This is a genomic window from Vibrio sp. 10N.261.46.E11 (genome assembly GCF_041472735.1).
Lineage (GTDB): Bacteria > Pseudomonadota > Gammaproteobacteria > Enterobacterales > Vibrionaceae > Vibrio.
In genome coordinates this window covers 109,144-133,353 of record NZ_JBFRQW010000033.1, presented here as the reverse complement: position 1 = coordinate 133,353, position 24,210 = coordinate 109,144, and the positions used below count along the sequence as shown (strand labels likewise).

General features: G+C 43.9%; 18 protein-coding genes and 4 tRNA genes. 8 read left to right on the top strand and 14 right to left on the bottom strand.

The genetic code is table 11. The annotated features are described in order from the left end of the window. Nucleotides 1-89: 89 nt before the first annotated feature. From AB4407_RS11760 to alaS, 7 genes are all read right to left on the bottom strand, one after another. Nucleotides 90-166: transfer RNA gene (locus AB4407_RS11760), tRNA-Arg, on the bottom strand. Between the two features lie 85 nt (nucleotides 167-251). Beyond that, nucleotides 252-344: transfer RNA gene (locus tag AB4407_RS11755), tRNA-Ser, on the bottom strand. 44 nt (nucleotides 345-388) lie between these two features. Further along, nucleotides 389-465: transfer RNA gene (locus tag AB4407_RS11750), tRNA-Arg, on the bottom strand. A gap of 46 nt (nucleotides 466-511) precedes the next feature. Further along, nucleotides 512-604 (bottom strand) — tRNA-Ser (locus AB4407_RS11745). A 472-nt stretch (nucleotides 605-1,076) separates the two neighbouring features. Beyond that, nucleotides 1,077-1,274 carry a carbon storage regulator CsrA gene (csrA, locus tag AB4407_RS11740; RefSeq protein ID WP_009847619.1) on the bottom strand — a complete coding sequence of 66 codons (198 nt, stop codon included), beginning with the start codon at nucleotides 1,272-1,274 and terminating at the stop codon, nucleotides 1,077-1,079. 92 nt (nucleotides 1,275-1,366) lie between these two features. Beyond that, nucleotides 1,367-2,548, bottom strand: coding sequence for an aspartate kinase (locus AB4407_RS11735; RefSeq protein ID WP_080518014.1), 1,182 nt, complete (start codon nucleotides 2,546-2,548; stop codon nucleotides 1,367-1,369). Nucleotides 2,549-2,768: 220 nt separating this feature from the next. Next, the gene (gene alaS, locus AB4407_RS11730; RefSeq protein WP_372120664.1) at nucleotides 2,769-5,351 is read right to left on the bottom strand and encodes an alanine--tRNA ligase; all 2,583 of its coding nucleotides are present in this window, start codon (nucleotides 5,349-5,351) and stop codon (nucleotides 2,769-2,771) included. A 123-nt stretch (nucleotides 5,352-5,474) separates the two neighbouring features. On the opposite strand from alaS, the gene AB4407_RS11725 reads away from it, so the two are divergent. Beyond that, the gene (locus AB4407_RS11725; protein WP_372120663.1) at nucleotides 5,475-5,618 is read left to right on the top strand and encodes a hypothetical protein; all 144 of its coding nucleotides are present in this window, start codon (nucleotides 5,475-5,477) and stop codon (nucleotides 5,616-5,618) included. Here the strand turns inward: AB4407_RS11725 and AB4407_RS11720 are convergent. The 5 genes from AB4407_RS11720 to AB4407_RS11700 form a co-directional block, all read right to left on the bottom strand. After that, nucleotides 5,601-7,472: an alpha-amylase family glycosyl hydrolase gene (locus AB4407_RS11720; protein WP_372120662.1), complete on the bottom strand. Its 1,872-nt coding sequence runs from the start codon at nucleotides 7,470-7,472 to the stop codon at nucleotides 5,601-5,603. The two genes, AB4407_RS11725 and AB4407_RS11720, sit on opposite strands and share 18 nt — an antisense overlap. Nucleotides 7,473-7,633: 161 nt before the next feature. Continuing rightward, entirely contained in the window at nucleotides 7,634-8,755 is a 1,122-nt protein-coding gene (locus AB4407_RS11715) for an ABC transporter ATP-binding protein (protein ID WP_371695209.1), read from the bottom strand. A gap of 270 nt (nucleotides 8,756-9,025) precedes the next feature. Beyond that, nucleotides 9,026-9,508 (bottom strand): glycosidase, encoded by a 483-nt coding sequence (locus AB4407_RS11710; RefSeq protein WP_167851856.1) that lies wholly within the window; start codon nucleotides 9,506-9,508, stop codon nucleotides 9,026-9,028. Nucleotides 9,509-9,604: 96 nt separating this feature from the next. Further along, a complete protein-coding gene (gene lpxD / locus AB4407_RS11705) occupies nucleotides 9,605-10,645 on the bottom strand; it encodes a UDP-3-O-(3-hydroxymyristoyl)glucosamine N-acyltransferase (protein ID WP_372120661.1) in 1,041 nt (346 codons plus the stop codon). Nucleotides 10,646-10,682: 37 nt separating this feature from the next. Then, complete coding sequence (locus AB4407_RS11700; protein ID WP_012604766.1) at nucleotides 10,683-11,714, bottom strand: hypothetical protein; 1,032 nt, start codon at nucleotides 11,712-11,714, stop codon at nucleotides 10,683-10,685. 500 nt (nucleotides 11,715-12,214) lie between these two features. On the opposite strand from AB4407_RS11700, the gene AB4407_RS11695 reads away from it, so the two are divergent. The 6 genes from AB4407_RS11695 to AB4407_RS11670 all read left to right on the top strand — a co-directional run bounded on the left by AB4407_RS11695 (nucleotide 12,215) and on the right by AB4407_RS11670 (nucleotide 19,489). Continuing rightward, the gene (locus AB4407_RS11695; protein ID WP_372120670.1) at nucleotides 12,215-13,459 is read left to right on the top strand and encodes a maltose ABC transporter substrate-binding protein; all 1,245 of its coding nucleotides are present in this window, start codon (nucleotides 12,215-12,217) and stop codon (nucleotides 13,457-13,459) included. Between the two features lie 127 nt (nucleotides 13,460-13,586). After that, on the top strand, nucleotides 13,587-14,870 hold the full coding sequence (locus AB4407_RS11690; RefSeq protein ID WP_372120660.1) for a carbohydrate ABC transporter permease: 1,284 nt from the start codon (nucleotides 13,587-13,589) through the stop codon (nucleotides 14,868-14,870). 37 nt (nucleotides 14,871-14,907) lie between these two features. Then, nucleotides 14,908-15,741, top strand: coding sequence for a sugar ABC transporter permease (locus AB4407_RS11685; protein WP_029223077.1), 834 nt, complete (start codon nucleotides 14,908-14,910; stop codon nucleotides 15,739-15,741). 9 nt (nucleotides 15,742-15,750) lie between these two features. Continuing rightward, nucleotides 15,751-17,589 carry a glycoside hydrolase family 13 protein gene (locus AB4407_RS11680; RefSeq protein ID WP_372120659.1) on the top strand — a complete coding sequence of 613 codons (1,839 nt, stop codon included), beginning with the start codon at nucleotides 15,751-15,753 and terminating at the stop codon, nucleotides 17,587-17,589. Next, complete coding sequence (locus AB4407_RS11675; protein ID WP_372120658.1) at nucleotides 17,573-18,634, top strand: ROK family protein; 1,062 nt, start codon at nucleotides 17,573-17,575, stop codon at nucleotides 18,632-18,634. Before AB4407_RS11680 ends, AB4407_RS11675 begins: the two co-directional genes overlap by 17 nt. Before the next feature lie 54 nt (nucleotides 18,635-18,688). Then, on the top strand, nucleotides 18,689-19,489 hold the full coding sequence (locus AB4407_RS11670) for a TrmB family transcriptional regulator (RefSeq protein ID WP_009847632.1): 801 nt from the start codon (nucleotides 18,689-18,691) through the stop codon (nucleotides 19,487-19,489). Between the two features lie 295 nt (nucleotides 19,490-19,784). Here AB4407_RS11670 and recA read toward each other — a convergent pair whose 3' ends face one another. Further along, on the bottom strand, nucleotides 19,785-20,825 hold the full coding sequence (recA, locus tag AB4407_RS11665) for a recombinase RecA (RefSeq protein WP_009847633.1): 1,041 nt from the start codon (nucleotides 20,823-20,825) through the stop codon (nucleotides 19,785-19,787). A gap of 138 nt (nucleotides 20,826-20,963) precedes the next feature. Further along, nucleotides 20,964-21,458: a CinA family protein gene (locus tag AB4407_RS11660; RefSeq protein ID WP_372120669.1), complete on the bottom strand. Its 495-nt coding sequence runs from the start codon at nucleotides 21,456-21,458 to the stop codon at nucleotides 20,964-20,966. Between the two features lie 124 nt (nucleotides 21,459-21,582). On the opposite strand from AB4407_RS11660, the gene mutS reads away from it, so the two are divergent. Next, nucleotides 21,583-24,144 carry a DNA mismatch repair protein MutS gene (gene mutS / locus AB4407_RS11655; protein WP_372120657.1) on the top strand — a complete coding sequence of 854 codons (2,562 nt, stop codon included), beginning with the start codon at nucleotides 21,583-21,585 and terminating at the stop codon, nucleotides 24,142-24,144. Nucleotides 24,145-24,210: the final 66 nt, after the last annotated feature.

Genomic DNA, 24,210 nt, shown 5'->3' with positions numbered 1-24,210 from the left:
CAACGGTTTCGATATTGAGCTGTTAGTTAAGGCAATAAAGCAGTTAAAACTAAATATTCAACATCAGGATTAATGAAAACCCTAAATAGTGGTGCGCCCTGGAGGATTCGAACCTCCGACCGCCTGGTTCGTAGCCAGGTACTCTATCCAGCTGAGCTAAGGGCGCAACGGTATCTTCAAGAGAAGAAGTTGTGAAATATATCACATTCTGTTTCTACGAAACAAAAAAAAGGCCATAGGCCTGTAATGAATGGCGGTGAGGGAGGGATTCGAACCCTCGATGCGGCTACAAACCACATACTCCCTTAGCAGGGGAGCGCCTTCGGCCACTCGGCCACCTCACCTTATTCATTATTCTCGAAACACTTACAAGTAAGAGTAAAGAGAATGGTGCGCCCTGGAGGATTCGAACCTCCGACCGCCTGGTTCGTAGCCAGGTACTCTATCCAGCTGAGCTAAGGGCGCACATTGTTACTTCTGTGTTTGCTTGCAAATTCAAACGTGCAAGAAATGGCGGTGAGGGAGGGATTCGAACCCTCGATGCGGCTACAAACCACATACTCCCTTAGCAGGGGAGCGCCTTCGGCCTCTCGGCCACCTCACCGTCTTGCGGAGGCACATATTACGTTTTACCGAAAATATGTCAAACACTTTATTGAAAAAAATTGGACAAAAACACTCAACCGTTTGCTATTTAATCAAAGCGCCTGCAAATTGAACTTATAAGCTTCAAATCGCGCTTTTCCCTTAAAAATTAAGGTGAAAGATTGGCAATAATAAACAGCAGAAAACAATTATCTAATTTATCCAGCAGCAAGTGCTACCGCTGTTTGCACAATACTACGGGATGCGTATTTGCGCCATAGGGGAAGCTAACAAATCTTGAGTTTGCGCAGACAAAATACCGTGTAATCGCGATGATCGATCCTATTTGATTTCATAACGTCATAAAGCTCTCACTTCACCGCGTTAAGACTAACCCGTTACCACCCCATTGATGTTCAAATGCGTATTTCCATTCCCCCAAGATCAAAAAAGGCTAGCAACAATGCTAGCCTCTTCTCTACGCAAAAGTATTAGTAGTTGCCAGGTGCAACGTTACCATTACCTTTTTCAGCTTGAATGCGCATGTAGATCTCTTCACGGTGAACAGATACTTCTTTAGGTGCGTTAACACCAATACGTACTTGGTTACCTTTAACGCCTAGTACAGTAACTGTTACTTCGTCACCAATCATCAGTGTTTCGCCAACGCGGCGAGTCAAAATTAGCATTCTTTGCTCCTTGAGTAATCTCTAAATTTATCTAGCTACGCAAGCATTATCCAACAAAAGTTATATTTTCGTAAACTATCGATTGAGTTTATTTAACCAAAATGCACTTCTTTTTTAGGATAACCCTGTGTTTCACGCGCTACGATGTATGCATTGTGTAATATGTTAGCAGCCATATCGACTTGCGTTGGTGATATCACCAAAGTTAAAGACTGCTGTTGCAATAAGTGATGCTGTACATCAATTTCGCCTTCAGACAACAATCCATGTGAACTGACCACAATTTCTTGTGTTCGGCTTCCTACCACAGTTAACAAACTAACCTGTTCACTATTACGGATTTTCTCGTCAAAAACTAGTTTTAATTTAGCACTTATGTCCGGTTTGATAATGAGTGCTGCCCGTTCTGCTTCCTCGATCACACTACAGACTTCAATCCCTAATAAATGGCAATGCGACATGAGAGACGGTAAATCTTGATTCAAACACTCGACGCGAACCATATCTCTTTGAATGGCTATCCCAGCAATATCATTCAAACAGTCATTACCCGCGATAAGAGTTCCCTCGCCTTCTTCAAAGCTCGAAAGCACTCTCAATGGTACATTGTGTCGCCACGCATGCTGAACACATGGAAGGTGCAAAACCTTAGCGCCTCTGCGAGCCATTTCTTCCATAGAGGGAAAGTCTAAGGTATCTAATTTCTTAGATTGCTTAACCACTCTAGGGTCGCAGGAATATACGCCATCAACATCGGTATATATCTGACACTCTTTCGCTTGAAGGGCGCCAGCCAACGCAACGGCCGTGGTGTCTGAACCACCTCGCCCTAATGTTGTGATATCACCTTTCGCATTAACGCCTTGAAAACCTGCAACAATGACAATCTGGTCATCATCTAACAGCGCTTTAATAGGAGCGGTATCAATACGCTCAATCGTCGCATTATTATGATTAGAATCGGTGTGTATTTTGGCTTGATAGCCAGTCATCGATGTCGCTTCATAACCCAACTTGTGCAACGTCATCGCCAACAAAGCCATGGAAACTTGTTCTCCAGCCGTTAACAGCACATCCAACTCTCTAGCGTTTGGTACGCTATCAACTTGTGAAGCTAAGTTAACTAACCGATTTGTTTCACCTGACATAGCAGAAACGACAACCAGGATCTGGTTCCCTTCATTTTTCGCTTCAATGATTTTTTCTGCTACATGATGGATTCGTTCAATTGAACCCACCGACGTTCCACCAAATTTCTGCACGATAAGAGGCATTTTCACCCTTCCTCACCTTCCCAAGACCAATGTCTATATATGACAAAAAAACACATACTCCGCGTCATGGCGAAGCAATAAAAAATTAACCAAGGAGTCTAACGTTACCATTAGCCTTCTTGGTTAATCTCAATCAAACCTTTTTCAAAGGTTCTTCCAATGGGCAAAATAAAAGATGCCCAATCAGTTGATTGGGCATCTTTGTATCAATTACTTAAGCTTAAAGACGCTCTTCAAGCCAAATACGTACTGATTTAAGCGCTTCAGGTAGTGCTTCAACATCTGTACCACCCGCTTGAGCCATATCTGGACGACCGCCGCCTTTACCACCAACTTGCTCAGCAACCATCTTAACGAGGTCACCCGCTTTAACTTTGCCGATTAGGTCTTTGGTTACACCAGCAATCAAGCCAACTTTACCGTCTGCTACGTTTGCGATCAGGATTATGCCGCTACCTACTTGGTTTTTAGCGTTATCAACCATAGTACGTAGGTTCTTGTTGTCTGCACCTTCAATGGCAGCAACCAGTACCTTAGTACCAGAGATCTCTTCTACTTTACCCATGATGTTTGCACCTTCAGCTGCAGCCATCTTTTCTTTAAGCAGTTGGATTTCTTTCTCTAGAGATTTCGCTTTCTTAGCTGATTCAGCAAGCTTCTCTTCGTAAGCGTTAGCCTGAGCCTCTACTGCATCTAGAGCAGCTTCACCCGTTACCGCTTCAATACGACGAATACCCGCAGCAATACCACCTTCAGAGGTGATCTTGAATAGGCCGATATCACCCGTGTTACTTGCGTGGATACCACCACAAAGCTCAGTAGAGAAATCGCCCATAGATAGAACGCGCACTTCATCATCGTACTTCTCGCCAAACAGTGCCATTGCACCTTTTTCTTTCGCTGAGTCGATGTCCATGATGTTAGTTTCAATCACATGATTCTTACGAACTTGTGCGTTAACCAAACGCTCCACTTCTTTAATCTGTGCCGGTGTTACCGCTTCAAGGTTAGAGAAGTCAAAACGTAGGTTGTCTGGCTTAACTAAAGAACCTTTCTGAGCAACGTGCTCACCTAGCACTTCGCGCAATGCAGAGTGAAGTAAGTGAGTTGCAGAGTGGTTTAGTGAGATAGCAGCACGACGCTCAGCATCAACACGCGCTTCTACTTTATCGCCTTGAGCAAATACGCCTTCAACTAGCTCGCCGTGGTGTGCAAATGCATTACCTAGCTTCTGAGTATCTTGTACTTTGAACAGACCCGACGCAGTGCTTAGCGTACCAGCGTCACCACATTGACCGCCTGACTCAGCGTAGAATGGTGTCTCTTCAAGGATGATGATTGCTTTGTCGCCAGCCGATAGTGAAGATACTTCTTCGCCGTCAACGAATAACGCAGAAATTTCACCCGCACCTTCAGTACCTGTGTAACCACAGAACTCAGTGTTCGTGTCTACTTTGATCGTTGCGTTGTAATCAGTACCGAACTGACCCGCTTCACGTGCACGCTTACGCTGTGCTTCCATCGCTTTCTCAAAGCCTTCTTCATCGATAGTAAAGTCGCGTTCACGAGCAACATCGTTAGTAAGGTCAGCTGGGAAGCCGTATGTATCGTAAAGTTTAAATACTGTTTCACCGTCAAGCTCTTTGCCTTCAAGTGCGTCTAATGCGTCGTTTAGGATAACCATGCCGCGCTCTAGCGTACGACCAAAGTTCTCTTCTTCGATGCGAAGTACTTTTTCAACAAGCTCTTGCTGTTTCTTAAGCTCATCTGCCGCAGAGCCCATCACTTCAGCCAAAACGCCCACAAGTTTGTGGAAGAACACGCCTTGTGCACCAATCTTGTTACCGTGACGCACTGCACGACGAATAATACGACGTAGAACGTAGCCACGACCTTCGTTTGAAGGCATTACGCCATCAGCGATTAGGAATGAACAAGAACGGATGTGGTCAGCAATAACGCGCAGTGATTGGTTAGATAGGTCGTCGTGACCCACCACTTCTGCTGTCGCTTTGATTAGCTTTTGGAATACATCAATTTCGTAGTTAGAGTGAACGCCCTGCATGATTGCAGAGATACGCTCAATACCCATACCAGTATCTACAGCTGGCTTAGGTAGCGGTTCCATAGTGCCGTCAGCGTGACGGTTGAACTGCATGAATACGTTGTTCCAAATCTCGATGAAACGGTCACCATCTTCTTCAGGTGTACCAGGACGGCCGCCCCAAATGTGTTCACCGTGATCGTAGAAGATTTCAGTACATGGACCACAAGGACCTGTGTCACCCATTGTCCAGAAGTTATCAGATTCAAACTTCTTGCCGCCTTCTTTGTCGCCGATGCGAACAATCTTGTCAGCTGGAATGCCCACTTTCTTGTTCCAGATTTCGAATGCTTCGTCATCTGTCTCGTAAACCGTTACTAACAGGCGATCTTTTGGCAGACCTAGTGTTTCAGTCAGGAATTCCCAAGCAAACCCAATCGCTTCTTCTTTGAAGTAATCACCAAAGCTGAAGTTACCTAGCATTTCGAAGAATGTGTGGTGACGAGCCGTGAAACCTACGTTTTCAAGGTCATTGTGTTTACCACCCGCACGTACACAACGCTGAGCCGTAGTTGCTCGAGTGTAGGCACGTTTTTCGGCGCCTAAGAAGCAATCTTTAAATTGGTTCATACCTGCGTTAGTAAATAGCAGGGTTGGATCGTTATGTGGAACTAACGATGAACTGTCTACGATTTGGTGTTCTTTGCTCTCAAAGAACTTAAGGAACGCGTTGCGAACCTCATCAGTGCTCATGTACATGCAGCTCTTCCTGAAAATAGTCGAGTTAGAATTTTGCCGTATTGTAGATCATGGTTAAGGCTTCGACTAGTTTTCTTGTAGAAAAGACACCCTTGGGCAGGATTTTAGTGGGAATTCGATAAAATGAAGAATATTCCACTAGCTCAAGCGAAGAAAAATAAAAAAACCTCGCACACCATGTACGAGGTTTATTCTGTTGAGACTCAATCAAAAACCAGTAAAACCGTTATCGATAGCCTGTATTACCTGTTAGTGCTTAGTGCGTAAGATAACCACTTCATTTTGGTCTAGATTAAATGTACCGCTGCCATTAGAAACAACCACTTGGTCAGTGCCTAATACACTGTCGTAAGTTCCGTTTGCCAATCCTAAATTCACCGCGTTAACCGATGTACCTTGACCGAGGTTCATTGCAACCACAACTACGTCATCGCCTGCGTTACGTTCATATACCAATACATCATTGCTGATCCAGCGCTCAATATAATCCCCCTGCTGCACCGCATAGCTTTCTTTACGTAACTTACTCAACGTTTTAATCATCTTGTAAGCATTGGTCGTTTTATCAAAGCTTGGCATCATTTCACGGTTGTATGGGTCATTACCTTGTTGGCCAAAACCGTTGGTAGTGAAGTTAGCCGCGTAGTGCTCTGTTCCATAGTAAATACATGGAATGCCACGAGAGGTCATAATAAGCGCTAAACCCAGCTCCACTCTGTCTTGTGCAAATGCAACACTTTGACGACCACCCCACTTGTCTTTACCTGCGCCAAAGTTCTTCGCGTCTGAGCGTAAAACGGTAGAGATACGTGACGCATCGTGGTTATCTAAGAACACCACTTGCCAATCACTGCTTGTGAATTTTTGGTCTCTCAGCTTCATGTAGTTATTAATGGCATACATGCCAGTGCCATTGTGTTGTAGCAAGGCGTTTTCGATGGTGTTTCTCAAACCAAAATCAAGCAATGCAGAGCCTGATGTATTGGCAAAATCGATAGAGGCAAAGTTTGATCCCGTTGCGTCAGCACCTGAATCCATCCACTCACCAAAGAAATAGAAATCTTTACCTTGGCTTTTCTTCGCGTATGCGTTTATTTGGCCGGTAAAATCTTGGATAAACTCTTTATGCATATGTTTCACCGCATCAATACGAATCGCATCCACACCTAAATCAACCCAGAATTTCGCGCCATCAATCAAGTACTGACGCGCAGGGCCATCTTTACGCTGGTCAAAATCGGTTAAGTTAAACAAGGTTTTATTACGAACCGCCCATGCGTCGTTCCATTCCCAATCTTTACCGTTTTCAGCGATCGCTCCATTATGATGGTAATACCCTGCATTATCATTTTTGTAGTCGGTAACTCGGACACCCTTTTTATAAAGTGCACCGTATTCCCCTTCATCATCAGGGTTAGAGTGATTAGGCGCATAGTCCAGCACGAGTTTCATGCCGTAACTATCCATTTTCGTCTTTAGTGCTTTAAAATCTTCAACGGTACCCAGATGCTCGTCGACTTTAAAGAAATCACGTCCCCAGTAGCCGTGATAACCCGCTCCACCCCGACTGTCAGGTACGTTAATGTTATCTGCTGGAGGCGTTATCCAAATGGCCGTGATCCCCATATCATGCAAGTAATCTAGCTTTGCAGTTAAACCTTTTAAGTCACCACCAAAGTATTTTTTGAAATCCGATTTGTCTGCCGAATACATGTCGGCACCCGTCGCTGTATTATTGGCTGAATCGCCATCATAGAAACGGTCAAGAAACACGAAATACATTGTTTCATCACGCATATCAAAGGGAAGTTTTTCATGAACAATAACGGTGTTGGTGTCGTCGTAAAAGTTGATCTCATAGGTTTTGTTTGGATCGACAACATAGTTATTAATCGGGTAGTTCTCTGACCAATCGCCAAAGCGGTCGACTTTAAAGCTTGGTGGGTTATTGTTGTCGCCAGTATTGAATTTTTTAACAATTTGCCAATGGTTAGGTTTGACCTTCACCATGGATTCGCTTTGCCAATCATTGGCTGTGCCACGGAAGTACGCTTGGTTCCAATCTGCAGCAGCAGGTAAAGAAGCGAGCAATACTGAAAGAAATACTATTTTGTTCTTCATTTTATCGTCCTGTTTCACTTGTTAGATATATTTGGGGTGCACAAAGCCCATCCAGGTATTTTCTGAATTAGACTTAATTATTAGGTTTTAAATTTTTTCGAAAAATATAAGCCACCCCAACACATCAAATAAGAGGTAGCTTTGGTTCAGCGATTAGATATTTATAGCGTCAGGTTCTGTTCGGTTTCACCATCAAAAATATGGCAAAAAGCAGAATCAAAGTTGAAGCGTACTTGGCTGCCAATATCTGATGTACTTATGCTTTGGTTGTTCACTCGCGCGACAATTTCGTTATCACCCAATTTGAAATACAGGTATTTTTCATTCCCTAAGTTTTCAACCACGGTCAGCTCACCAGGGTGTACGTTCACCATCTCATCATCAGCGGCAATATTTATGTGTTCAGGTCGAATGCCTAGACACACGGGCTTATCAATATGATCCACAAGCTTTTCTTGCAAACGTTTAGGAATAATAATTTGGGCGTTAGGGGCAAGTTCCACGTAAATATCATCACCTAACTTGCGTAGGGTTGTGTTCACTAAATTCATGGCTGGGGAGCCGATAAAACCCGCCACAAACTTGTTCTGTGGTGCGTTGTACAAGTTGGTCGGCGTGTCCACTTGCATAATGTTACCTTGATTTAATACACAAATTCGGTCGCCTAAAGTTAACGCTTCCGTTTGATCGTGCGTGACATAAATCATGGTCGCAGGGTTACCTTCATCTTTAAGAGACTTGTGTAGTTGTGCGATTTTCACACGCATCGAAACACGTAGTTTGGCATCAAGGTTGGATAGAGGCTCATCAAATAAGAATACGTCCGGTTTACGAACAATGGCTCGCCCCACTGCGACACGCTGACGCTGACCACCCGACATTTCTTTAGGCTTACGATACAGGAGATCAGTAATTTCTAGTTTTTCAGCGGCATCTTCTACGCGTTGTTTGATCTCTTCTTTTGGTCGCTTTTGCATTTTCAAACCAAAGGCCATGTTATCGAAGACCGTTTTGTGTGGGTACAACGCATAGTTTTGGAATACCATGGCAATACCACGCTCTTTAGGCGCTAAATCATTCACCACTCTATCGCCAATACGCACTTCACCTGCTGAGATATCTTCTAAGCCAGCAATCATTCGCAATGTGGTAGATTTGGCGCAACCAGACGGCCCCACAAATACCATGAACTCACCTTCGTGAATATCTAAGTCAATTCCGTGTACGGCTTTAAAACCATTATCGTACTGTTTTTCTACTTTACGCAGGTTAACTGTTGCCATTTGAAACTCCGAATACGGGTTAAATCTTGATAGGTAAAAATCTTTTTAGCCAGTGACTGGAGCTCTCAAGTTACTGGCTAAAAAGACGTAAACATTAATCATTGAACATTTAGGGTTTATTTTTATGTTTAGTTTCAAAACATAGGCACTCTGATATTCAGAGCACCTTTCATCTGTATCACTGCGTTCAACCTCAAGTTTATAAACGGTGTTATAAAGCATGGTTATAAATAGTGATATAGAGTGGGTTATGTCGGTTGGCTACATCGCTTATTTACACGCTTTAACCAATGCACGAACTGGCTTCTTATCTTCGCTAATTTCAACACTCCATAAATATTTGCCATCTTCTGGAATATTAACGGTTGTGTTTTTAGCAAAGCCACCGCGTTTTAGCGCTTTCTCATAACCTGCCGTCATCGACATGCCAGCTGCGGTAAATTGTGGAGACCAGCCCATCGTTGCGAACTGCAAACTTACGTTGCCCGCTTTTTCTTCGCTTACCACTTGGTAAATACCTTTGCCTTTATGCGACATCTGACGGTTTTCCATGTGGATCCACTGACCATCAGGGAAAGTGCCTATAACATAAAGTGAAGGACGAATTGGCCCGCGATCTTCCACCGTGGCGAGATTACAATCGGCGAAAGGACCTGTTGCTTTCATTTGATCAGCTGCTGGCGTGTCAGCTGTGCTCGCACAGCCCATTAACGCTGAAGATAAAAGTGCGGCTACAAGTAGAGTACGTTTCATTGTCATTTCCTTATTATTTTTTATATATGTAGGGTTCTATTCCGTTTTAGTCATCGCGAGTTAGGGCTTTAATTTTTAAGCTCTCGCTTCGGCAACCTATAAACGAAATAGTCTCGCTATTAAGCTCTTTTTCGGTACCACCGCTCTTTTGTCTCTATCAAGTTCTAACGATTTAGAGTTTGGGCGGGGGGTACTGTTTTTTTGATGAGTTAATTTGTTCAATACGGCTAAGTTTTTATAATAAGAACGTGCATCTTTCGCCGGATAACCGAACAGATCACTATTGGCAGGGAAAGAGTGGCTCACACCTGATTTGGCTTTAATAACGGAGTTTTTCCCGATAGTAAGATGCCCTGCGGTACCGGCTTGACCATGTACAATGACATGATCTTCCAAAGTAGTGTGGCCCGCAAAACCAGCCTGAGATACCAGTAAACAATGCTGGCCTATTTTGCAGTCATGCCCTATTTGCACTAGGTTATCTATTTTGGTTCCACGACCAATAACGGTGTCGCCTAAAGTGCCTCTGTCGATGGTGTTATTACAGCCAATTTCAACTTCATCACCAATGATCACTCGACCCACACTTTCCACGCGTTCATAACGGGTGTTGTGCCCGGTCATGTATTCGAAGCTGTAATTACCAATGGAGTTGTTAGAGTCGATGGTGACATTATTACCAATCACAGTGCCTTCTTTGATGACTGTATTGGCATGAATTGCAACGTTATTGCCGATTGTTACACCGTTCATGATTTTAACACCGGGCATGAAATGGCAACCTTCACCTATTTGACAATGCTTTCCGATATAAACATCGGGAGTATCTGATGTATTCCCTTGATCAAACAATTGATATTTTTGAACTTTATAATGACGCATTAGTTGATTGAGCTTCTCAGCTTCAAGCTTCTCAATCACGATTTTTGTTTTTGCTTTGGTCTGTAAAATGGCTTCTGGCCCAACAATGACATCAGCCAAAGTTTCAGATAGCCCTTTTAAATCGGCTTTAGCAAAGACAATGGCTAAGCCGCCCTCTTCTACGCCGGAAACTGGGCGAATCTTCGATATTTCTACCGTGTTATCACCTTCAATTTTTCCACCAACGATTTGGGCGATATCTGAAACTTTGATCATAATATTACTCTGTCATTTGAGTTGTGATTAATACCACTTAGAAGCGGTAAAGCGCTTGTAGGTACATTGTTTCTTGTTCTACAGTTTTCTCTTCGCCTTTCAGCTTAGAGAAGGTCTCTGTGTCTTTAGCCCACTCAAGTTCGCCTTTTACCAACCAATCGTCGCCAATTGCTTGCTCATAGCCTAAAGTTGCCTTACGAATATCTTTGAAGAAAGTTTCGTTCTTTGCCCAACCGTCCGTATGTTTCGTTTCGTTTTCACCAATACGAGCACGAACGTACATAGTGCCGGCTTCTTCAAAGCTGTACTGAACGATTGGCTCAATGTACATCTCGGTGAAATCGCTGGCTTCATTGAGTGAACCGTTAGCGGTTTTCGCTTTATTTTCTTTAACTTGATAGTAGAGCTCAGCTGCAACTTCCCACTGACCAAAGCGCTTGTAAGGTTTAAATAAGAGGCTGTAACCTTCCTCTTCACGAGAACCCCACGCACTCTTATCTGAATCGTTGTATAGGTACTCTAGGTTTGAATAGAAACCCGCTGAATATTCATTATTCCAGTACGTAAGGTATGGACGAATACTGTGCTCAGCTTTCGTGGTTTTCAAGCCGTCTACTTTCGCAGAGGTAACAATATCACCCTTTGTATATTCCAACTCATAGATCAAGCCCGTTCCCCAACCATTTCCTAGTTGAAAACTTTTATTTAATGATAATAAGTGCTTATATCCATTTTCTGTTTCTGCGTATGCGCCTTTCTTTTTCTTACGATTTTCAAGTTTGAACGCGTAAAGTGCTGTCGCATTCCACGCAGCGTTGTTATAGAAGACGTTAAACACTTCATGAGTCGTTGTACGCTCTTTAGACTTGCCGCCACCCCATGATGCAAAATCAGTGATGTTTTTCTCTTCGACTTCAATCGATGTTCCAACATGCCCACCAAATTTTAAAGCGTCATAAAAAAAGATATCACTTGGAGACATAGTTCGGTCATCAGCAGCCGAAGCGCCAGCACTAATAAGTAGAGTGTTGGTGATCACTACAGACAATAATGTTTTTTTCACGGTCATTCCTTATTGATTCTTCACTGAATCATTTGTTGTTATTTGTAGGGTTATTTTTGTTCACTGTTTCTCTTTATCTATCCACTGTGTCTCTTGATAGGCTTGCTGATTTCGCAACATTTAATCAGAAAAACATAGTCGTCCGTAATGAACGCCTATTTATTGTTCTAGAATTATAAATGTTTTGCTTCCTATTGAATTTAGAAATGAGAGATCAATCACCCTTGACTGCGGAGATTATTGATCACCATCACAAACGGTAGGCTTTTCATTAATCTAAGTATCAAAACTAACAAAGCACCGTTCAAAAGCGCCAATAAACAACACATAAAACCCTATAGCTACCAGATGTAAAAAGCATAAACATAAGGTGATAATCATCACAAATACGCTGACATTTTAACCAGGTAATGTTGACATATTGTCGGCGAGACATAACATAGTAGTACTTAACGAACGACTACTAAGAATTTAAATAGCGCGGTGTCAGTATGAAAAATTCAGGAATGAAAAAGAATCTATTCGCGGCAGCCTTAATGGCGGCAACGTTAACGACCAGCACATTAACGTTTGCAGCCGATGCAAACGCAAACACGATTCAGCCAGAAAGCGGAGCTGAGTTGTTAATCTGGACCGACAAAACAACGCTCGACTACATGGAGTACGCCGCTCAGTCCTTTAATAAGGAGTTAGGATACGATATTGATTTTTCATTCCGAGGGTTAGCGCCTATCGATGCCGCTTCTCGTTTGATTCAGGATGGCGGCTCTGCACGCGTGGCAGATGTGGTAGAGATTGAACATGACTTATTAGGGCGATTAGTCGTGGCTGGGGGGGCGATGGAGAATTTGGTGTCTGCCGAACGTATCTCAAATACTTTTATGCCAAATGCGATTAATGCGTCTCAAGCTGAAGGGGTGAGCTATGGCTTCCCAGTTAGCTTCGCCACTACCGCTCTGTTCTACAATAAAGATTTACTGACTAAAGCACCTGAGAATTTTGAAGAAATTATCGAATTTTCAAAAACCTTCAACAATAAGAAAGAACACAAATACGCGCTGCTTTGGGACATTCAGAACTATTACGAGTCTCGTATGTTTGTCACGCTTTACGGCGCATACGAATTTGGTAATAACGGTACCGATGCAAAAGACATCGGCATCAATTCTGAAAAAGCCCAACAAGGCTTAGAAGCAATGAAAACCCTACAAGTGGCCAACAATTCTAATCCGGTTGATATGCGCAACCCGCAAGTACGTCGTGGCTTATTTAATGAAGGAAAAGTCGCCGCTATTATCGACGGTCCTTGGGCAATCGAAGGGTATCAAGAATCAGGGATAAATCTTGGTGTTGTACCTATGCCTAAATTAGCAGGCCAACAACCACGTACTTTTGCAACCGTTCGCCTAGCAGTTGTGTCTTCTTACACTCAATATCCGAAAGCCGCACAATTATTTGCTGACTACCTTACTTCCGACGCGATGCTGAAAAAACGCTATGAGATGTCAAGAGCACTCCCTCCGATCCAGTCGGTTATGGAAGAGATCATTGTTGATGCTGATGAAGCCACTTACGCCATTATTACGCAAGGTTTCCACTCAGACGCAATGCCATCGATTCCTGAAATGGGCTTCATTTGGTCACCAATGGCCAGCGCTATTACAGACTACTGGGTAAACGATAAACCCGCGAGTGCTGTTCTTGACCGTGCGCTTTCGATCATCGAAGAACAAATAGAATTACAAGAGTAACCTCTGAACTCCCGTCGCGACTCACGAGCTACTTAGCTCATGCGCTGTGTCATAAAGCCACAGCGCTAATTCAGAGCGTGACCCGAAAACGAATACATAACGACAACCTAAACAATAGAGATAAACAATGTTGTTAACAGAGAATCAGCCGGCATCACGAATGCCCGCTTCACTCCTTATTATGGGGAGTACACAGATCGTAAAAGGTCATTGGGTAAAAGGCGGTGTATTTTTAGCCATGCAGCTAATCACACTGTTGATTCTCCCGGAGCTGTTGGCCTCACTAAAAAGCTTAGTCACTTTAGGCGATGTGGCTCAAGTTCGTGAAGGCTTTAAAATCATACAAGGCGATAACTCGGTCTTTATGTTGGTCGAAGGGGTCATAGCCCTGCTCTACAGCTTCTTATTCATCTGTCTGTACATCGCTAATGTCCAAGATGCAAAAGTCAGCCTTAAGTCACGACTGAACCTTCGAGAACAATTTAAAGACATTTACGACCAAAAGTTCGCGTTCATCATGCTATCGCCAGCTTTTATTGCCAGTATCGCATTCATTATTTTACCGATTATTATTACGGTACTTGTCTCTTTCACTAACTATTCGGCACCTCATCATATCCCACCAAGAAACCTCGTAGATTGGGTGGGGTTTAAAAACTTTATCGCGTTATTTGAACTGAAAATATGGTCGAGCACTTTCTTCGGCGTCGCTTCTTGGACGGTTCTGTGGGCATTTTTTGCCACCATATGTACTTGTGGGTTTGGTTTTTTACTGGCGCTTGCGCTACAAAATCGAAACATTAAAGCGAAAAAAGCATGGCGCTTTATCTTTATTCTCCCTTATGCCATTCCGGCTTTCGTAACCTTATTGATGTTCCGCTTGCTACTGAATGGTATTGGACCAGTCAACGCAACGTTAAACTCGTGGGGCTTTGATTCGATTGCCTTCTTATCAGACCCTTTCACCGCAAAATTTACCGTTATCGCGGTGAGTGTTTGGGTTGGCGCACCTTACTTTATGCTGCTTATTGCAGGGGCACTGACTAACATTTCAAGCGAACTTTATGAAGCCAGTGAAGTCGATGGTGCAAGCAAGTTCCAGCAATTTAAAGAAATCACCCTCCCTATGGTGTTGCACCAAGTGGCCCCATCGTTGGTCATGACCTTTGCCCATAACTTCAATAACTTTGGGGCGATTTACCTGTTAACCGAAGGGGGTCCTATCAACCCTGAATATCGATTTGCAGGACATACCGACATTCTGATCACTTGGATTTACAAGCTCACGCTCGACTTCCAGCAGTATCAAATCGCTTCGGTTATCTCAATCATTATCTTCTTGTTCTTGTCTGGTATTGCGATATGGCAATTCAGCCGCATGAAGTCATTCAAAGACGATGTAGGTATGTAACATGGCTAATTTAAATAGTACGGGTAAGTTAATTAACATGGACAAATACATTGGCAAAATAGGCACCCTAGTCGTGTACTTATTTCTCATTGCCAACGCATTATTAGTACTTGGTCCAGTGATTTGGACAGTGCTAGCTTCATTCAAAACGGGGAATAACTTATTCAGTTCTTCTTTCACAAGCATTGACTTTACGCTCGACCACTACCGCGCGTTATTCACGGACACACCCTATTTAGACTGGTATAAAAACACCTTTCTTCTCGCTACAGCGAATATGGTTATCTCACTGGTTGTCGTGACTATTTCAGCGTTTGTATTCTCTCGCTACCGCTTCAACGGTAAGCGCAACATTATGATGAGCATTCTTGTATTGCAGATGTTCCCTGCCTTTCTTTCGATGACGGCTATCTACATCTTGCTATCAAAAATGGGATTGATTGATACCTATGCTGGCTTGTTATTTGTGTATGTAACGGGCTCATTGCCATTCATGATTTGGTTGGTGAAAGGTTATTTCGATGCCATTCCTACTTCATTAGATGAAGCAGCAAAAATTGATGGCGCAGGCCACATGACAATTTTCCTTGAGATCATTCTCCCTCTCGCAAAACCTATCTTAGTGTTTGTTGGTTTAGTGTCTTTCACCGCACCTTGGATGGACTTCATTTTACCTACGCTTATCTTACGCAGCGAAGAAAAAATGACGCTAGCCATCGGTATTTTCAGTTGGATTTCATCTAACTCAGCGGAGAACTTTACGCTGTTTGCCGCGGGCTCATTATTGGTTGCAGTGCCCATCACTTTGCTATTTGTTGCGACTCAAAAACACATTACTACCGGCCTCGTCAGCGGCGCAGTTAAAGAATAATAATTAGGGATGATTTCCGCTATGGCTATTACAGATTCAATTACAACAAGCTTCATTACACGCAGCTCGCTGACTCACTCCGCAAAAAGCGCAGACAGCTACGCTTACAATAATGAAACGCTTCACCTTCGACTGCGAAGCGCAAAAGGCGAACTAGACAAGGTTTCACTTTGGATAGGCGACCCGTACCACTGGGCAGAAGGCGGCCTCGATGGTGGCAACTTAGGTGGCAGTGACGCACACGGTTGGGTGGGTGGCAACGAAGTGACCATGATTCACGAAGGGGAAACCGAGTACCACGACCACTGGTTTGCGGAGTTTACTCCACCGAAACGTCGTAGCCGCTATGGCTTTATTTTGTACGGAAAAGGCGGCGAAAAGATTCTATTTGGAGAAAAACGCTGCGCCGATATTTCAACGACTGAAAGCGCAGAGATCGAGCTGAGCAATTTAAGCAATTTCTTCTGTTTTCCTTACATAAATCCTCGTGACGTTTTAAAGACACCGGCGTGGATAAAAGACACCATTTGGTACCAGATCTTCCCAGAGCGCTTTGCCAATGGTCGCCCTGAAACATCACCTGCCAACGTGCAACCTTGGGGAACCAGACCTGTATCCGACAACTTTATGGGTGGCGATTTATGGGGCGTGATCGATAAGCTCGATTACCTGCAAGATCTGGGCGTGAATGGTTTGTATTTGTGCCCTATTTTCACAGCCAATGCTAACCATAAATACGACACTGTCGACTACTACAATGTAGACCCGCACTTTGGCGGCAATGAAGCTTTTAAAGCACTCGTCGATGAAGCCCATAAACGCGGCATGAAAATTATGCTCGACGCGGTGTTCAACCACATTGGGTCTCAATCACCACTATGGCTAGACGTTGTGAATAACGGGGCAAAGTCCAAATACGCCGACTGGTTTTGGATCAATCAGTTCCCTGTATACCCAGATACGCCAAAAGAAGAATGGGATTTCTGGAACTTAAACTACGAAACCTTCGCCAACGTCGTCGAAATGCCAAAGCTGAATACTGAAAATGAAGAGTGTCGCGCATACTTATTAGACGTAGCGCGCCACTGGGTAGAAGAATTCAATATTGATGGTTGGCGTTTAGACGTAGCCAACGAAGTGGACCACGCGTTTTGGCGAGACTTCCGTAAAGTCGTAAAAGATGCCAACCCAGACTGCTACATTCTTGGGGAGATTTGGCACGAAGGTATGCCTTGGCTACGCGGCGACCAATACGATTCGTTGATGAATTACCCGCTGACACAAGCCATTACCGACTACTTTGGTCTTGGCGACGTTGATAAAGAGAGCTTTGTAAATGCAGTGAACGCGTCGTACATGGCATACCCACGCAACGTAAACGAAGCGATGTTTAACTTATTAGATAGCCATGACACCACTCGCATAATCTCTTTATGCCAGGGCGACAAACGTAAAGCTAAATTAGCCTATTTATTTATGTTCACTCAAGTCGGCGCTCCATGCATTTATTATGGTGGCGAAATTGGTATGGATGGCGGCCGCGGCATGGGCAGCGAAGACAACCGAAAATGCATGATATGGGAAGAATCAGAGCAAGACTTAGAATTCAAAAACTTCATTCAAGAAATGATCACTTTACGTAAAGCTAATCCCGATTTTAATCAGCCTAGCATTGACTGGTTAAACGTAAAGGATGAAAAAGGGACGGCAGACAAAGAGTGCATCGCTTACCGCCGTGGTAATTTAATGTTTGTTCTAAACAACAGCGATAAAAATAAACAGATCATGCTCGATGGAAAATCACTGACCATTAGCGCTTATGGCTACGTGATTGAGCAAGCGAACTAAATCCAAGTGTTTCGTTAATCAAATCATGCTCATTAAAGCAGAACCAAATATAGTGATGGGAATCGCGATTGATTCCCACTCTATTTACTCGGTCGCCAGCACTTCTAACGGACAAGAGGTGTATAGAATGGTGCAGCGCACTCCTGGCGACCTTGCCCACTTGACTCAGCATTTGATAAGCCGAATATCAAGCGTCAGCTACCGCTATGGACGTATCGCCGCGATAGGCATAAGTGTGTCTGAGTTTTTTTCATCTCATCGCCAATCCGCACATAGACTTGCAAAATCAAGTCCTACTCACTCGCCAGAAATCACCCAATTAACACGAAACCTGAATCAGCATTTCAAGGTCGACTGCTCGCTTGTGATGCATTCACATAGTGCGGCCATTGCGTGCGACGCTATTAGTAACGCCATGAAAAGCGCTGACTCAATTGAACAACCACTCTCGGCAGGTTCAAGTCTAAATAAGAGGGCTAGAGATTTATACAAAGAGGCCATACTCAGCGTATTTTTGGGCGATGGTTGTGGCATAAGTTTTTATCAAAATAACGAGCAAGTGCACCACCCATTCAGCTCACATTGGGCACATTCAAGGTTGCCTAATTTTCAATGGCTCGTTGATGGCTTAACTCCTGTATGTCGCTGTGGCAATGAGGCCTGCATTGAACAGTTTTTGTCCGCACCAAGTATTGAGCGGCAATATCATCAAGTCGTGCTAAAAGACCAAACTTTAGCGCAAATTTTTTCAGGCGTAGACCTAAGTGAACCGCATGCATCGCGCATATATCGTACTTATATCGACCAATTGGCGCGCAGTTTAGTTAATCCCATTCAACAATTACAGCCTACACGACTCGTATTATCAGGCGAAGCAACGACCTATCCTACATTAACGGCAGATTTAAAAGTCGCATTGTCTCGCTACATTCACGTTAATGAAATTCCAGTGATTATTCACCCAAAACAAGATGAATTCACCTTTGCTCGCGGAGCGTTTCTCATCGCTGAAAAAAATCACAACAATCATTTACGCTCGTCGTGACAAGAATGGTAACCTTAGAAGGAGAAGATATTGAATAGTTTCAGAGGACAACCCGTGTCAGAGCTAGTCACCAAATTAATGGATTTTGGGTTTACCAAAACCGATGCGCTTGTTTATATTAATTTACTCAAAAATGGCCAATCCAGCGGATATAAAATCGCGAAAGAGATCTCTATCTCCCGCTCTTCTGTTTACTCGTCTATCGATAACCTTTACGCCAATGGCTACATTTTCATGTCTGATGGCGACACTAAAGAGTACGAAGCTAAATCACCAGACTTGATTTTCAGCCAGATAGAAAAAAAGACCGTCACCAATATTAATTTCCTTAAATCAGAATTATCTAAGATGATGCTGAAAGAGGAAAAAGAGTTCGTTTACAACGTATCGGGGTTCGACAACTTACTTCAAAAGGCCAAGGAAATCATTAATCAGGCAAATCTAGAAATTTACCTGAATACCGATTTTAACCTTGAGTTGTTTGGCAAAGAATTATGCGACGCCGTGGAGCGTGGAGTACGAGTGATTGGCTTTTCATTCAACAAAATGGCGAGCCCACATGAAAAGATAGAACTGCATTCGCGTTCTGAAAATGAAGAAACCGAATACCCTTCACACCGCTTTATGTGCGTAGCCGATATGAAGCTCGCCCTCATGTTCTCACACCGTGAAGAAACCTTAGGTTTGTATGCCAATAATCGCTTAATTGTAAAAATGATAGCAGAGCATATTCACAGCGATATTTACCTAACAGAATACGAGCGCCTGGCTCCTAATCAGCACCAACACGTCAGAGTAAATACGATTCACGAACAGCACAATGCTATGGTACTCGACGAGCTTAAGAAGCACTAACTCAGCAGATCGAATTCAATAATAAGATACGAACAAAGGTCTAGTAATAGGCCTTTAGGGGCAAGAACTTTTGACGGTAATCGATTTAACCCAAAGGGTTTCTTTGATTATTTGATAAAGAATAGACCTATGAGTGCATGACTGTAAGTAATCTAGAGCAACCACCGTCACTTTCCGCTAAACATTCAAATACCTTACATTTTTACGACTGAAACAATAAAGCCTCGAAAATTCGAGGCTTTAAAATCTTTCAAAGTCATGCTTTCTTATGAAGGTGACTTAACAAAACGTTAGCTTATAGCTCTTCGTTTTCTTCTTCCTTCTCTGCACCTTTCTCTTCAAGCACAGCAGGAGTTAGCAGTAACTCACGAAGTTTAGTATCAATTTCTAGAGCAACTTCTGGGTTTTCACGCAGGTATTTACCAGCGTTAGCTTTACCTTGGCCGATCTTGTCGCCTTTGTAGCTGTACCAAGCGCCTGCTTTTTCTACTAGCTTATTCTTAACACCTAAGTCGATAAGCTCACCTTCGCGGTTGAAGCCTTTGCCGTAAAGGATTTGAGTTTCAGCTTGTTTGAATGGTGCAGCAATCTTGTTCTTAACAACCTTGATGCGAGTTTCGTTACCAACAACTTCATCACCATCTTTAATCGCGCCAGTACGGCGAATATCAAGACGAACAGATGCGTAGAACTTAAGTGCGTTACCACCTGTTGTTGTTTCAGGGTTACCAAACATCACACCAATTTTCATACGAATTTGGTTAATGAAGATAGCCATACAGTTAGACTGCTTAAGGTTACCTGTTAGCTTACGCATTGCTTGAGAAAGCATACGTGCTTGAAGACCCATGTGGCTATCGCCCATTTCGCCTTCGATTTCTGCTTTAGGTGTTAGTGCTGCTACTGAGTCAATAACAAGAACATCGATAGCACCTGAACGAGCCAGTGCATCACAAATTTCTAGAGCTTGTTCGCCTGTATCTGGTTGAGACACAAGCAAAGCGTCGATATCAACACCCAACTTTTGGGCGTAGATAGGGTCTAGTGCGTGCTCGGCATCGACGAATGCACACGTTTTGCCCACTTTCTGTGCTGCAGCAATAAGCTCAAGCGTTAGCGTTGTTTTACCTGATGATTCTGGACCGTAAACTTCTACGATACGTCCCATCGGTAGGCCACCAGCACCTAGTGCGATATCTAGAGATAGAGAACCTGTAGAAATAGTTTCTACGTCCATTGTGCGGTTATCACCAAGACGCATGATTGAACCTTTACCAAATTGCTTTTCAATCTGACCAAGGGCTGCGGCTAACGCTTTTTGTTTATTCTCGTCCATTACTATCTCCACATAATCGGTTGTCTTAACAAGCGATCTAGAATCTATTTCTAACCCACATAGGGTGACTAATTGGCTTTTATTATACTGTTGATTCATACAGTGTCTATACCTGTATGAAAATAATTTGTACAAATGTTACTTACCTTCCATTGATAGGTAATCATAAATAACTTGTAGGGCATGGTGCGTGGCTTGTTGGCGTACTTGTGATCTGTCGCCTGTAAATACATGCGTTTCTACTTTATCCCAACCGTTTAGTGCTTTCCAAGCGAAACATACCGTTCCAACAGGCTTATCTTCGGTCGCGCCACCTGGGCCAGCAATACCACTGATCGATACAGAGATAGTCCCATTTGAATGTTGCAATGCCCCGCTCGCCATTTCTATTACGACAGGCTCACTCACCGCACCGAACTCAACTAAGGTTTTAAGCTGTACGCCGATCATCTCTTGCTTCGCTTCATTGCTATAAGTAACAAAAGCGCGATCAAACCAACCAGAGCTCCCTGCGATATCCGTCACCGCGCTAGCAACCCCACCGCCAGTACAAGATTCAGCCGTCACTAAAACGTGATTATGTTTAGCGAGTAAGTATCCAAGCTGTTCACTAAGATCTTGAGTCATCTGCATCATCAACTTCCCTTTATCTACTGTCATATCATTCGGATTCGCATCTTTTCGCATGTGTCGCTTTTCGCACGAAACGCTTTCACGTATCCTAAGCCGCAATAGAAATAAACGAAAGAAGTTAACTGTGAAAGCCGATCAAAAACATACTCCCATGATGCAGCAGTACCTAAAACTAAAAGCAGAAAATCCAGAAATTCTGCTGTTCTACCGCATGGGCGATTTCTACGAGCTTTTCTACGATGATGCTAAAAAAGCTTCTCAACTCCTCGATATTTCACTGACTAAACGCGGTTCATCAAATGGTGAACCGATTCCGATGGCGGGTGTTCCATACCATGCCGTTGAAGGATACCTTGCAAAGTTAGTGCAACTTGGTGAATCCGTAGCAATTTGTGAACAGATTGGTAATCCAGCAACTTCAAAAGGCCCTGTTGAACGTGCTGTTGTACGTATCGTCACCCCCGGCACCGTGACCGATGAGGCATTGCTTTCTGAGCGTGTTGATAACCTGATTGCAGCCATCTACCATCACAACGGTAAGTTTGGTTACGCGACACTGGATATTACCTCCGGTCGATTCCAACTTTGCGAGCCAGAAACCGAAGAAGCAATGGCCGCAGAACTGCAGAGAACCTCACCACGTGAGCTACTGTTCCCTGAAGATTTCGAACCTGTAAATCTAATGGCAAGCCGTAATGGCAACCGCCGCCGCCCTGTATGGGAATTTGAATTAGATACCGCTAAGCAGCAATTAAATAAGCAATTTGGTACTCGCGATCTGGTTGGCTTTGGCGTAGAAAACGCGAAGCTGGGTCTATGTGCGGCTGGTTGTTTGATCCAATACGTAAAAGATACCCAACGTACTGCCCTTCCACATATCCGTTCACTGACGATGGATAAACAAGATCACTCGGTGATCCTCGATGCAGCGACTCGCCGCAATCTAGAGATCACGCAAAATCTTGGCGGTGGTACTGATAACACCCTTGCCGAAGTGCTAGATCACACCGCGACTGCGATGGGCAGTCGCATGCTTAAGCGCTGGCTACATCAACCAATGCGCAATATCTCTGCACTTGATCAACGCCTAGATGCAATTGGTGAAATGAAAGATTTGGCTCTCTTTACAGAGCTACAGCCGACCTTAAAGCAGATTGGTGATATCGAGCGTATTCTTGCTCGTCTTGCACTTCGTTCAGCTCGTCCTCGCGATATGGCACGTCTTCGCCAAGCGATGGAATACTTGCCAGAGCTTGCTGAAACGCTGACACAACTTAAGCACCCGTATTTGACTCAACTTGCTCAATACGCATCTCCTGTGGATGAAGTTTCAGAACTGCTTGAACGTGCAATCAAAGAAAACCCACCCGTGGTTATCCGCGACGGCGGTGTGATTGCAGAAGGCTACAACGCCGAGCTAGATGAATGGCGTGACCTTGCTGCGGGCGCAACCGAGTTTCTGGATAAGCTTGAGCAAGAAGAACGTGAACGTCACGGTATCGACACGCTAAAAGTTGGCTACAACAACGTACACGGTTTCTTCATCCAAGTGAGCCGTGGGCAAAGCCACCTTGTGCCGCCACATTATGTTCGTCGCCAAACGCTGAAAAACGCTGAACGCTATATTATTCCTGAGCTGAAAGAGCACGAAGACAAAGTGCTTAGCTCTAAATCAAAAGCTCTAGCTATCGAGAAGCAGTTGTGGGAAGAACTGTTTGACTTGCTACTGCCGCACTTAGAACGACTACAAAATATCGCTTCTTCAGTATCTCAGCTTGATGTTCTACAAAACTTGGCTGAGCGTGCAGACACCCTTGATTACTGTCGCCCAACCATGACTGAATCTGCAGGTGTGCAAATCCAAGCAGGTCGTCACCCTGTGGTTGAACAAGTGATGGACGAACCCTTTATTGCCAACCCTATCGACCTTAATGACAAGCGTAAGATGCTGATCATCACAGGCCCAAACATGGGTGGTAAATCAACCTACATGCGTCAGACGGCACTCATTGCATTGATGGCTCATATCGGTTGTTATGTTCCTGCAGAGAGTGCAACCATCGGCTCTATCGACCGTATATTTACGCGTATTGGCGCATCCGATGATTTGGCTTCTGGTCGTTCAACCTTCATGGTTGAGATGACAGAAACGGCGAATATCCTGCACAACGCGACACCAAATAGCCTAGTGCTAATGGATGAAATCGGTCGTGGTACCAGTACTTACGATGGCCTGTCTCTGGCTTGGGCAAGTGCGGAATGGCTAGCTAATCAAATCAATGCGATGACACTATTTGCAACGCACTACTTTGAGCTAACTGAGCTGCCTAACCAACTTCCAACACTGGCCAACGTGCACTTGGATGCGGTTGAACATGGCGACAGCATTGCCTTTATGCACGCAGTTCAAGAAGGTGCAGCAAGTAAATCTTATGGTCTAGCAGTCGCAGGTTTAGCTGGCGTACCGAAAGCGGTAATCAAGAATGCTCGTGCAAAACTGACTCAATTAGAAGCTTTAAGTATGGAGTCGCCAACATCGAAGCCAAGCGGTGTCGATATAGCCAACCAACTGAGCCTGATCCCAGAACCAAGTGAAGTGGAACAAGCACTTGCGAATGTTGACCCTGATGATTTAACTCCTCGCCAAGCATTAGAAGAGCTCTACCGCTTGAAGAAGTTACTTTAATCTCTTTCCAAATAGCTGGTTATTGTCGCTTTGTACTGTCGTTTGATTAGGCAGCATCAAATGCAA